Here is a 12,122-nt window from a genome sequence, read left to right as displayed (position 1 = left end):
TCCGCGTCACACCGGTCCGCCCCGGCCCCTCGACGGGTTCCTGAGGACGGGACTGCGCCGACCGGGTCCGCCCGGCCGCACTTCGGCCTTCCACAAGATTGATCCCGACCGGATCTGCCACAGGGTTTTCACAAGAGCCGGCTCACATATTTGCGATGTCATCACCATCGCTCTATGAGGAGTCATCATGAGCACGTCAATCGGTCTCAACGAGCTGCTGCGGGACCCGCCGCGACGACCTCGCTTCCGCCGGGGTCTCGCGGCGTCCGTCGTCCTGATGCTGGGTGTCACGGGCATCAGCGCATCGGTCGCCGCCACCAAGGTCACCGAGACGAACAGAAATCAGCTGGAGGCCGTCGGGCCGGTGAACAGCAAGTACGGGTTCCCGGCCTGGTACGAGGACAAGACCGGGACACGCCTGGAACTGTGCGACGACGGCAGGAACCCGCTGTGCGGCCTGGCCCCGGAGGAGGGCTTCGATCCCGAGCAACCGCTCGTTCTTCCGCGGGAGGGCGTCGCAGGCAATTTCCCGCACGAGATCTTCTACATGCTGGCCGGCTCCGAGCTCGACCTTCCCGGCGGGGGACGTGCAGTCCTGACGCTCGGGCTGGAGGCCGCCTTCGGCAACGAGGTGGCGGACGGGGAGCAGATGGTGTTCGCCCGGCAGCGCGTCGTGGTCAAGGACGGGCCGGCCAACAGCACGCTCTCCTTCCCGCACCCCTACGGAACCATCGAGGTCGACACCGACGCCGAGGGCAACGCCAAGCTCGTGGAGGACATCTCTCCCGCGGTCGGGAACTTCAACACGCCGCTGGGGAGCAACCTCGGCCCGTTCCTGAAGTGGGACACCGGTGCCCCCGAGGGCTACCTGGGCAACCCGGACGTACCGCACAGGATCGTGGGAGGCCTTCGGACCACCTTCTCGGTGTCCGGCACGAACTCCGCGACCGGTGCGGCCGTCTCCGCGACGACCGACCAGTTCACCGTCCAGGGCAAGATCGCCACCAACACGGGGGTGAAGGCAGAGCACGCCGTCGTCAACGACGGCTACATCGACGTCTTCGCGACCAGCCGCGGCGACACCCTCGAGGTGGAAGGGCAGAACATCCCGACCACGCCCATGGAGAAGGCGCCGGGCAGCTCCGAGCTCGCCTACGCCCGCATCAAGGTCGAGGGGGCAGCGCCGAGCGAGGTGACCGTCAGGAATCTGACCGACGACCCGCAGAGCACCAGTACCGTCGACGTCACCGACGTCTCCGTCGCCACGGGCGCCACCTACGACGGCACGAAGCTGACCGTCACGGCGAAGGCGGCTTCCGGATCCACCCCGAGGATCACAGGCATCCACGGGTTCGACGGCAGCATGGTGGCCGGCGCCGACAACACGCACGAGGGGGCGTTCGAGACCGTTGCGCCTCCGGTCAACGTCACCGTCTCGACCTCTGCCACCAGCAAGGTGACGGTGCCCGTCGTCGTGACCGGTGGCGATGCCTCGCCCATCGGCCTCGCGCCGATTCCGGAGAGCCCCGACGGTGGCCCCGTCACCGTGGTCGAGGGCGGGGCCGGCGCCGGGGGCACTCCGGCCGTCGACACCGAGAAGCCGACCGCAGCCATCGCCGGGCTGACGACCTCGGTCGCCCGCGGCATCGCCACCGAACTGGACGGCGGCACCGGCTCCACGGACGATGTCGGCGTCGTCAAGTACGAGTGGTCCCAGGTCAGCGGTCCCGAGGTGGCGTTCGACAAGAAGGACGGGGCGAAGCCCAAGGTGACCGTGCCGTTCTTCACGTCGACCAGCGCCACGGCGCCTGTGCCGCTGGATGCGGATCCGGTGCTCCAGCTCGTGGTCACGGACGCCGCCGGCAACAAGAGCGATCCTGCGAGGATCACGCTGAAGAGCGATGACGTGGTGAGCATCGCTGCGGCCTCGCGGCACCGGGTGGGCAAGGAGATCCGGCTCTCCGGTACGGCCGTCGTACCCGGTGCGCCGATGCTGCTGAACCCGTCCTCGTCGGTCAACATCTACAACACCACCTCGGGCACGCCCGTCAAGATCGCCTCGGTGCCGGTGGACACCCTGGGCAACTGGGAGTACCGGGCCAAGCCCGGTCCCGGCCAGCGGGTGTCCAGCATCCACGTACAGTCGACGCGCGGCGGCGAGGTCAAGGGGGCCGTCTCAGCCGGATAACACCGACGAGGCGCATCACCTCTCCACGGCCGGGCCCGTGCTCCGAAGACGTTCGGAGCACGGGCCCGGCTCCTGCACTGCAGCGACCCACCACGCGGCCTGTTCTGCGCCGAGCGGTGCGGTCGGGTCGACGACGAGCGCACGGCGGGCGTGGCGCAGCGCGGCGCGGCTCGGGGCCTGGCCCCGGCGTTCGGAGGCCACGGCACGCGCCTCCCGCAGGGCGCCGGTCGAACACCCACCACGCACGGGACCGTCCTGCCCGGTTGGGCAGGACGGTCCTTTTCCGGTTCCGCGGTCCTGGTGTCCGCCGCAGCCGACAGGGTCAGCCGACCGACTCGACCTCCGCCTCGTCCTCGTGCGGCTCTTCCGTCCCGGTCTCTTCCGTTTCGGCTTCCTCCTCGGCGCCCTCGTCCTCGCCGCCGACCGGCATGTTCTCGAGGGCTCCGGCCCTCTCCAGGAAGTCCCCGTAGGCAAAGGGGGTCCGCTCCGGCGCCCATCCGGCCGGGGCGTTGAGGAACGAGGTGCGGTCCAGGGCGAGGATCCCCAGGATCACCTCCGCGATGATCCGCCCGCCGACGGGGCCCAGCTGTCGTCCGCCGAGCAGCTCCGCCTCCTTCAGCACGTAGAACCACAGCGGTGCCCTGCCGTTCCAGCGGGGGTCGGTGAGCCCGAGCCGGGCGTTGGGGATGGGAGCCACCCCCATGGCCCTGGCGACGTCCTGACCGGCCGGCAGGCCGAGTCGCTTGCCCCGCAGCAGGTTCCGGTGGGCCAGGGAGAGGATCGCGCCGTCGACGTGCTGCACCACGGTCGGAGGCAGCTCGTCGAGCGGGAGCGCCAGCTTGGTGTCGATCAGCCGGGTCATGTTGCGGTCGTCCGGCTCGCTCATGCCGGGAATGTCGAAGAAGTAGTTCCAGTCGGCCCGAGCGATGGTCGGCAGCGGGCGGGACCCCCGGAGGTCGTTCGACGGGTTCCCGAAGAAGGGGATGGTGACCGCGTCGTGCATCTCGTACTCGGCGCGGATCATGCTGTGGCCGAAGCGGTACGCGGCCACCGAGTACTCGATGGGCATCATGGGCCGCGTCGGGTTGGCGGGCTTGTAGAACCTGCAGTCCACCCCGGTCGGCCCGCCCCTGCGGGGCTTGAGGATGCTGTCCACCAGGGCTTCGCCCGCGATGCGGGCCAGGAAGTCGTGCACGATCAGCCACTGGTAGTGCCACCGGGTCAGCTGCTGCGCCTGCTGGAACGTCTTGCCCTCGTCCACGAACTGGTTGTGCAGCTGCAGGAAGGTGAGGTGGAACTGGGCGACGATGAGGTTCTCGTCGTTGCGGTGGTCCCCGATGATCGCGGTGCCGTCCGCGTTGCGCGGCAGGTCGGGGAAGCCGTCGAGGTTCTGGCCGATGCGCATCCGCCGCCGATCGGCGGGATCGTAGAGCTGGGGGTCCGCTTCCGGCCCCCGGCCGTAGACGGACCCCAGGTCGAAGAACGGGGTGTCGAAGTTGGTCAGGCCCTTCGGGTCCATGTCCTGCTGCGGCATGGGGGTCTTGTCGAGCGTCATGTCGTGGTCGATGAACTGCCCCAGATAGGCATAGCCGGCAGGGATGTCCGGGTTGTCGAACCCGTCGTTGCTGAGCGAGACGTCGGCCAGCGGCGGGGTGCGGTCCACCATCTGCTGCGCGAGGTCCGCCAGCAGGTCGTCGTCCGGTGCGAAGGCCGGGAGCTTCTTGAACATGACGCCGAAGCGTCCTTCCTTGGTCCGGCCCGCGGTGATTGCGATGTCGGCGCCGCGCGGGGCCCCCACGCCGTGGCCCGACCGGGCCGCACTCAGCAAAGGAGAGGACGCGCGTCCAGGACCGGGTGCCTTGGGCGAGGGCACCTTGGGCGCGGCCTGCGCCTGGCCGGCGATCGGCAACGTGACCAGACCGGCCATCACACCGGTGATGACGCCTCGGCGCGAGACGCCCCCGGACACTGTGCTCCCCTCCGGCCCGCAGGTCTTCTTCGTGGCTCTCATCGGATGTTCCTCTCCCCCGAGGTGTGCTTGTGTGACTCAGGGAACGATGCTGGTCTTGGAAATACCTTGCTGGGGTCCTGTTCGTGCCAGGGGAGAGCGGGCCCGGGACGAGGGGAGTGAGGTGTCCCGGGCCCGCTGGTCCGTGTGCCGCGGGGCGGCGGATCTAGGTCCAGGGCAGCAGGACCCTGGCCTCCAGGTCCTCGGCCGGGACGGTTCCGAAGTGCCGGGAGTCGACCGACACGCCCCGGTTGTCACCCATGACGAAGACATGTCCGTCGGGGACGGTGACCGGGCCGAAATAGGTGCCGTCGATCCGGCTGTGGTCCACGAACGGCTCGGCGACCGTCCTGCCGTCGACGACGAGGACGGAGTCCTCGATCGCCACGGTCTGTCCACCGGTGGCCACCACCCGCTTCACGGTCGTGCTGCCGTCCTCGGGATGGGGAAACACGACCGTGGTTCCCGCGGACACCGTGTGGGGGTCGGGATCCGGCTTCAGGAGCAGGGCGACGCTCCCCTTCCCCATGGTGGGCTCCATGCTGTCCGAGGCGACGACCACGGGCTCGACCAGCCAGATCCGGGCGGCCAGGACCAGGGCCAGGCCCAGCAGGACCGCCCAGACCGTCCGCGACCCGATGGGCCGGCGACGTGTCCGGTCCGGCTTCTTCCGGGTCGGGACGGGGGCCGGGCTCAGCTGCACCATGTCAGCTCATCCTCTCTTCCCGGGACAGCAGGTCTGCTGCGCCCGTACGGCTGCGACAACGGGTTCCCGTCATTTGGTGGCACGAGGATCCTTGGTCTGCGTCTTCGTTTTGGAGGTCCTGGTGGGCGTGGACGTGGGTGACGGTGAGGAGGACGGTGACGATGAGGAGGACGGTGACGATGAGACCGACGGCGTGGGCGACGGCGAGGCGGACGGCGTCGGCGCCGCCGTTTCCGTCGGCGCCGCGGACGGCGTGGGGGAAGGGGTGGTGCTGCTCGTTCCCGCCGGCACCGCCGGTGCCGCCGTCATCGGGTCGTTGGGGTCCGGGTCCACGGACTCGCCGACCTGGTACTGCACCATCATGTCGTGGTCCTCGTGGACCAGGTTGTGGCAGTGCACCATGTACCGGCCCTGGTGGGGGCCGAACTTGATGAGCAGCCGGACGGTCTCGCCCTCGCCCACGTAGACGGTGTCCTTCGGTCCCTTCTCGTACGCGAACGGAGCTCTGCCGTTGCGGCCCAGGATCTTGAAGTCCACCAGGTGGATGTGCATGGGGTGGAACCATCCGCCGGAGCCGTTCTCGAACTCCCAGATCTCCGTGGCGCCCAGCGGCACCTCCGCGGCGACCTTGCGGTAGTTGCTGGCGATGACGTCCTCCCACGTGACCCCGTCGATCGTCCACATGCCGTTCTCACGCTTCACCCGGAAACGCCGCGTCCTGGTCGATCGGCTCTCCTGCAGGTCCATCACCTCGCTGCCGACGAGCGTCGTGGGGATCCGGTTCCAGGTGGGATCGGCGGTGTCCACGGGCTCGTCCACGACGTCGAAGGCCATGATCTTGTTCGTGAAGTCGTAGTCGACGTTGTTGTCGTTGGACAGGTTCTGCAGTTCGACCCGCTGTCCCGTCCTGTACTTGCTGAAGTCGACGAGGAACTCGTAGCGCTCGGCGCTGGCGTGCCGGTACTCACGGACCGGTTGGGCGCTCGGCATCAGCCCGCCGTCCGTGGCGACCATGACGAGCGGGTCCCCCGTGCTGAGCCTGGGCCGGAAGGACCGGGAGATGCAGCAGTTGAGGAACCGGAACCGGTAGACCCGCTTCTGCACCTTCATGACGGGCCAGGGCCGCCCGTTCACCAGGACGACGTCCCCCCACAGGCCCGACTGGCTGTTGTCGTCGTAGCCCAGGGATCCGTTGGCGGCGAACATCGCGTCGGAGACCGTGAGCGCGACGTCGTACTTCCCCCGCGGCAGGAGCCGTTCCGAGTGGGCGTCATGCATGTGGTACTGCCCCGCCAGCCCCGAATAGGCGTTGAGCGCGGTGTGGTGGACCCCGTGGTCGTGGTACCACAGGGTCCTGGCGCCCTGGAAGTTCGGGTACTTGTACGTCTTCTGGAACCCCGGCCGGGTGATGTCGCTGGCATAGCCGTCGTACTGGGGCAGCGACGCCGAACCGTGCAGGTGGGTCGACGTGTCCAGGCTGTGACCGTCCAGGGCGTGCTGGCGCGGCAGCTTGTTCACCACGGTGAGCTCGACCTTCGTGCCCTGGTAGACGTCGATCGTGGGGCCCGGGAATATGCCGTTGTAGCCGAGGATGGGCGTCAGGAGACCCGCCTTCGGCAGGATCTGGGCCGAGGCAGCCTGCTCCGTGACGGTGTAGTACTTGATCGGCTTCCCGTCCACGGGATCGATCGTGGGTCGACCGAGCGGGTCGTCCGCGCCGAGGACCGGCGCCTGGACGAACTCGGTGCGGAACGGCCTCGGCATCAGGGAGTCGGCGAGCGCGCTCGCCGACTTGGCGTTGACGGCTGTCGTCGGCACGCCCAGAGCCGCCCCCGCGACTCCCAGCCCGCCCAGCAGCAGGACGTTTCTTCTCGAGACGGCCATGATGTTGCTCCCCCTTGGATCAGGACCGGTGCACTGCGCGTGGTCCCGCGTTCTTGACAAGACGTGTGGTGGAACGACCTGTCCCCCGACCGGGTCGTTCTGTGCGGTCAGCGTCCACTGCCGCCGCTGTGGTGCTCGGTGCCCATCGAGAGCCGCACGTCGCCGGCTCCCTCGAGGGTCAGTTCGAGTGCCTTGTCGGGCACCTCGAAGACCAGCTCCGCCTGAATGGTCTCGTTCTGCGCGAGCGGCGCCTCGGACGGCGACGCCCAGACGACCTGCGATGTGCGTCCCCCGAGCCGTTCCACCACGTAGTCGTCGGCGTCGAACCGGAGTCCTTCGGACTCCATGGCGGTGAGCTCCAGCAGGACGATCACCAGGTGGGCGCCGTTCGGGACGTCTCCGCCGAGCTCTGCCGGCACGTCCCGTCCCTCCTGGGCGACGAACTGCGTGTACGGCATGACCCCGTTGAGACGCGCGAGCCCTCCGGGCACGGACCCGGAGGCGCCGAGCATCGTGCTCGGCTCCTGCTCCGTGGAGAAGACGCCGCGCCCCAGCACCAGGAGGATCGCCACCAGGAACAGCGCCGGCAGCATCCACCGTCGGCGCTTCCGCCGGACCGGTGGTGTGTCGGCGACGGCTGTTGCTTCCTGAGTGGTCATGACACCACGGTCGGCACGGGACCTTGGAGAAACATTGCGATGCAGACCGAGCTCCTCCGCACGTCATCCGGTCGGGGGACAACCATCCCGTGCTCGTGACGTTCCATGTCGCAGGCCGGTGGCATCGAAAGGTGCGGCCGGGTCCGTGCGGGCCGCTGCCTGGCGGCCGAAGCCCGTGTTCCCGGGGCCGGCGACCTGTGCACCGACCGTTCCCTATGGCACACCCCTCAGATTGGGGGGTGCAGTCCCCCCTGTTCGGGGCTGTTGGACGACGAGGACCGCCCGCCATATTGGAGTCACTTCGGGGGGAGTGATCACCATGGATATTTCAACCATCAACGTTCGATCCGCGGCCGGTGCCACGGGGGCCCGGCTGTCGGTGCAGGTCATCGGACCGTTCATGGTCCGGCGCGGGAGCCGGACCCTGACGTCCAAGGAACTGGGGGGCCCGCGGCAGCGGCGGATCCTCGAGATCCTTCTTCTGCAGCTGGGGACGCCGGTGTCGAAGCAGCGGCTTGTCGATCTGCTGTGGGGTGCCGATGCGCCCGCGGCGGCCTCGGCGAATCTGGAGAGCTACGTCAGCGTTCTGCGGCGGCACCTGCAGCCCGGGGAGGGCAAGCACGGTCCGCTGAAGACCACGAACGGCGGCTACGTCATGGACGCCTCCATGGTGGACCTGGATCTGCCCCGCTTCGAGCGGTTGCTGGACGCCGCGAGGCGCTCCTCCGCACGGGAGGCGAATCTTCTGCTCCGCAGCGCGCTGGACCTTGCTTCGGGTTCCTTGCTGGAGAACGAACAGGAGTGCGAGTGGATCGAGTCCCAGCGCAGCACCTTCGCGGACCGCGTCACCGAGGCCCGTGTGCTGCTGGCCGAGGCAGGCCTCGAGCTGGGCCGTTGCGAGGAACCGGTCATCCAGGCGAGGAAGGTGCTCACAGCCGATCCCTTGAACGAACGTGCCTGGACCGTGCTCGTGCTGGGGCTCGAAGGCGCCGGGCGTCCGGTCGAGGGCCTGCAGGCCTACGAGCAGTGCCGGCGGACCCTGGACCACGAGCTCGGATGCGCTCCGTCCGGGGTGCTGCAGTCGGCCTACACCCGCATGCTGCGGGCTACTGCCGCGACCGGCGACGAGCTGGGGCAGGCTCTGACGGCGCTGCTGGTGCTCCACGGCCGGCTCGGCGACACGGACTGGGTGCTGGGGACCCGCGCTCCGCTCGCCCGCCAGGAGGCCGCTTCGGTGCTCCAGTCCTTCCTGGGGCGGTCCCTGAGCCCGGCCGCCTAGGGGGTGGAGGCGTGAGAGGGTGCAGCCGACGGCGTTTCCGAATGGAATGCCTCCTTGTCAACCTCCGAAAAGGTGACATCCGCCCGCTTGATGTCCATGATTTGCAATCGGCATACTACCGGTACGAAGTACAGGGTGTGCCGGGAAGCAGGTCGGAGATGTCGGGTGGGGCGGACGGGTCGTGCGACACGCGCACCTCGATACTGGTGGTCGACGACCACACCACGTTCGCGGAGCTGCTGACCGGCGCGCTGAGCCAGGAGCCGGACCTGCACAGCGTCGGCGTCGCCGACGACGTCGAGTCGAGCGTCCGCCTGTGCGCGGTGCTGCGACCCGACGTGGTGGTCATGGACTACCACCTCTCCGGCGGCAACGGCGTGACGGCTTCCGCCCGGATCCTCCGGGACCGTCCGGGGACACGGATCATCATGCTGACCGGGGACCCCACGCAGCACGTGATGGAGGCCGCGGCGAGCACCGGGATCTGCGCGTTCCTGCCGAAGGACGGCTCGCTCGCGACCCTGCTCGAAACCGTCCGCAGCGCCCGCTGCGGCACGATGGCGGTCCACCCGTCGCTGCTCGCGGCCGCGCACTCGGACCGTCGGGCGGGCGCCGAGGTGCCGGCGCTCACCCAGCGCGAGCTCCAGGTCCTCCGCCTCATGGCCCAGGGGCACAGCGTGGGCACGAACGCCCGGCTGCTGAGCATCACCCCGAACACCTGCCGCGGCTACGTGAAGGCGATCCTGGTCAAGCTGGGGGCCCACTCCCAGCTGGAGGCGGTCGCCGTCGCCTCGAGACTCGGCCTGCTGACGGCCCGGCCATGAGGCGGATCCTGGACCGCGCGGACCGCCCCGGCCCCGAGACCGCCGCACTGCTCGCCGACTGGCCGGTGGCCCCGCCGCCGCCGCTCACGGACCGGTCGGAGGTGCGGGCCGCCGTCCGGCGGTTCCTGCTCACCGGACTCGTGGTGCTGCTCGTCGTCGCCGTGCCCGCAACCTGGTGGATCCGGGCCGTGGCCGAGGAGCACGCCATCGCCAGCGTCCTGCGCATCACCCAGCGACTGGCCAACTACGCCGTGGCGCCCCTGATCACCGACGAGCTGCTGGCGGGCGACGCAGCCGCCACGGCCGAGCTGGACGTCCGGCTGCAGCCGTGGCTGCACGACGGGACCATCCACCGCATCAAGATCTGGGACGAGGACGGCACCGTCCTGTACTCCGACGAGCGATCCCTCATCGGGCAGAACTACGGCCCGCCCTCCTGGGACGAGGAGCTCGTGGCCCGGGGCGAGGGAGTGGCCACGATGGAGCACCATCAGGACGCGGAGAACTCGCGCGAGTCCGGCGCCGGGCAGCTGGTCGAGGTCTACGTGGGATTCGTCCCCGCCGGCGGCGAGCGGCTCGTGTTCGAGGCCTACTACGACGACTCGATCGTGCGGGACGAGCAGCACTCCGTGCTCATGGGCATGGCCCCGGCGTTCCTGCTGACCCTGGCGCTGTTCCAGCTGGCGCAGCTCGCCCCGGCCGTGGGCCTCGCCCGGCGGATCCAGGACCACCGGACGGCGCGCGCCCAGCTGCTCCAGCACGCCGTCGACGCCGCCGAGCTCGAGCGGGTCCGGGTCGCCCGGGACCTGCACGACGACGTGATCCAGGACCTGGCCGGTCTGTCCTACTCCCTGGAGGCCCAGGAGATGACGGCGGCCGTCCCGGAGCAGCGCAGCGCACTGGGCCGGTCCCGGGCGATCCTGCAGGGCAGCCTGCGCACCCTGCGCGGGATCACCACCGCCCTGTACTCGCCGGACCTGCTGACCCTGGGTCTGCCCAAGGCCCTGGCCCGCCTCGCGGACCCGCTGGCCCAGCGGGGGATCGACACGTCCGTGCAGATCAGTTCCGCCGTGCTCCTCACCCCGGAGCAGGAGGGCATGTTCCTGAAGGTGGCACGGGAGGCGTTCGCGAACATCTCCAAGCACGCCCACGCGTCCACGGTCAGCCTGCGGCTCGGCGTGGAGCACGGGGCCACGGTCCTGTCGATCAGGGACGACGGCACGGGCTTCGACGACTCCCGGGGTTCACCGGAGGGCCACCTGGGGCTGCGGATCATGCGGGACATCGCCGACGCCGCGGGGGCCGAGCTGGAGGTCCGGTCACAGCCGGGGGTGGGGACCACGGTGCTCGCCATCCTGCCCCAGGACGCGGTCACGAGCCGGTTCTGAGCAGCCCGTCCCGGTGCCTCCGCCGGTGGCACGGGGTGAGGGCCCTGCGGTGACGCCCTCGGGCCGGTCGGCGGTCATGTCCTGGACGCAGCGGCGCACCTCGGTGCCGAACACCTCGATGGCCGTGCGGGTCTCCTCGTCGCCGATGAGGTGGAGGCGTCCCTCGAGGTCGTCGGCGGGGGCGCTTGTTCCGGCGGCACCGCGGTGGCCGGGGTCCGGCTCAGCGGGTCAGCCACCCCCAGGCGGTGTGCTTCTCGGGGCCCGGGACGCCGCTGACGATCCACGCGATGTCGTCGGTGGAGAGCGGGAACGGCGGCTCCCCGTCCTGGTCGGCGGGCTCGAGCTCGTCCACGTGCTCGAGGCTCCACAGCTCGGCGAAGACCTGGGTGGGACCGCGCCGGTCCACCAGCCGCTCGCGGACCTCCTCGGCGAGCTCGTCCAGGTGGTCCTGCAGGAAGCCTGCCAGCTCCGCCGCGAACCCCTCCGTCCCCTCCTCCGCCGGGTCGACCTCCCACGTCTGCCGCACCACCGACAGGACCTCGTCGTCGCCCAGCGGCGCGCCGTCCCGGCGGGGGTCGGGCCCCTCGGCCGGCGCCGGCTCGCCGGCGGCGACGGCCAGGAAGCGCTCCTGGAGGACGAACAGCGCGGCGACGGTCATCAGGTCGCGCACGCGCCCGCCGACCGCGCCGTCGTCCTCCGGGCCGGCGCCCGCGCCGTCGAGGCCCTCCCAGGCGTGGCGCACCCAGGCCCACACGCGGTCGGGGGCGGCGGAGCGGATCGAGGACGGGCGCCACCCCGCCGTGGCCGCCCGCCAGCGGTCGTCCAGCGCGGGCGCGCCGGCAACGGCCGCGGACGGGTCGGGCGGACCAATGGGTGGATGGCTGAACACGGGGTCCTCCTTGATGGGTCGGGGAGGCACCGGGCGCGCCGTCCGGTCCCAGCGTAGGGCTGCACCCCGGCACTCGGAGACGGGAGACAGCTCGCCCGGACCGGGCTGGACGTTCGGCCAGGGCTCCGAGCTGATCGTCCAGACTCTCGCGCCTATCGTCCTGTTCTCGGTCCAGCCCCTGGTCAGCGACATCTTCGCTCTGATGACATCGATGGTGTCCGCCCGGAGCGGACGACCGATGACCGTCAGCGGGACGGGCAGCGATGCCGGCCCCCGCTCCTCGACCCCACGGCCCCT

General features: G+C 70.2%; 9 protein-coding genes. 4 read left to right on the top strand and 5 right to left on the bottom strand.

The window, feature by feature from the left end:
- The first annotated feature begins 187 nt into the window (after window positions 1–187).
- The gene (locus ACFYE1_RS09505) at window positions 188–2,188 is read left to right on the top strand and encodes a hypothetical protein (protein ID WP_387742166.1); all 2,001 of its coding nucleotides are present in this window, start codon (window positions 188–190) and stop codon (window positions 2,186–2,188) included.
- A 322-nt stretch (window positions 2,189–2,510) separates the two neighbouring features.
- Here the strand turns inward: ACFYE1_RS09505 and ACFYE1_RS09500 are convergent, their stop codons facing one another.
- From ACFYE1_RS09500 to ACFYE1_RS09485, 4 genes are all read right to left on the bottom strand, one after another.
- Entirely contained in the window at window positions 2,511–4,199 is a 1,689-nt protein-coding gene (locus ACFYE1_RS09500) for a peroxidase family protein (RefSeq protein WP_387742164.1), read from the bottom strand.
- Between the two features lie 163 nt (window positions 4,200–4,362).
- Window positions 4,363–4,902 (bottom strand): signal peptidase I, encoded by a 540-nt coding sequence (lepB, locus tag ACFYE1_RS09495; protein WP_387742162.1) that lies wholly within the window; start codon window positions 4,900–4,902, stop codon window positions 4,363–4,365.
- A gap of 69 nt (window positions 4,903–4,971) precedes the next feature.
- Window positions 4,972–6,786, bottom strand: coding sequence for a multicopper oxidase family protein (locus ACFYE1_RS09490; protein ID WP_387742160.1), 1,815 nt, complete (start codon window positions 6,784–6,786; stop codon window positions 4,972–4,974).
- Between the two features lie 107 nt (window positions 6,787–6,893).
- Window positions 6,894–7,445 carry a hypothetical protein gene (locus ACFYE1_RS09485; RefSeq protein WP_387742158.1) on the bottom strand — a complete coding sequence of 184 codons (552 nt, stop codon included), beginning with the start codon at window positions 7,443–7,445 and terminating at the stop codon, window positions 6,894–6,896.
- A gap of 319 nt (window positions 7,446–7,764) precedes the next feature.
- Between ACFYE1_RS09485 and ACFYE1_RS09480 the strand changes: the two genes are divergently transcribed.
- From ACFYE1_RS09480 to ACFYE1_RS09470, 3 genes are all read left to right on the top strand, one after another.
- Window positions 7,765–8,724: an AfsR/SARP family transcriptional regulator gene (locus tag ACFYE1_RS09480; protein WP_387742156.1), complete on the top strand. Its 960-nt coding sequence runs from the start codon at window positions 7,765–7,767 to the stop codon at window positions 8,722–8,724.
- Between the two features lie 206 nt (window positions 8,725–8,930).
- Complete coding sequence (locus ACFYE1_RS09475) at window positions 8,931–9,548, top strand: response regulator (protein ID WP_387742154.1); 618 nt, start codon at window positions 8,931–8,933, stop codon at window positions 9,546–9,548.
- Window positions 9,545–10,936: a sensor histidine kinase gene (locus ACFYE1_RS09470; protein ID WP_387742152.1), complete on the top strand. Its 1,392-nt coding sequence runs from the start codon at window positions 9,545–9,547 to the stop codon at window positions 10,934–10,936. The genes ACFYE1_RS09475 and ACFYE1_RS09470 overlap by 4 nt, the downstream gene beginning before the upstream one ends.
- 220 nt (window positions 10,937–11,156) lie before the next feature.
- Here ACFYE1_RS09470 and ACFYE1_RS09465 read toward each other — a convergent pair whose 3' ends face one another.
- Entirely contained in the window at window positions 11,157–11,825 is a 669-nt protein-coding gene (locus ACFYE1_RS09465) for a hypothetical protein (RefSeq protein WP_387742150.1), read from the bottom strand.
- Window positions 11,826–12,122 lie beyond the last annotated feature (297 nt).

The sequence above is a fragment of the Kocuria nitroreducens genome, assembly GCF_042879195.1.
Taxonomy (GTDB): domain Bacteria; phylum Actinomycetota; class Actinomycetes; order Actinomycetales; family Micrococcaceae; genus Kocuria; species Kocuria nitroreducens.
Note: the sequence above shows the minus strand (reverse complement) of the source record. Positions and strands in the feature narration are given on the sequence as shown.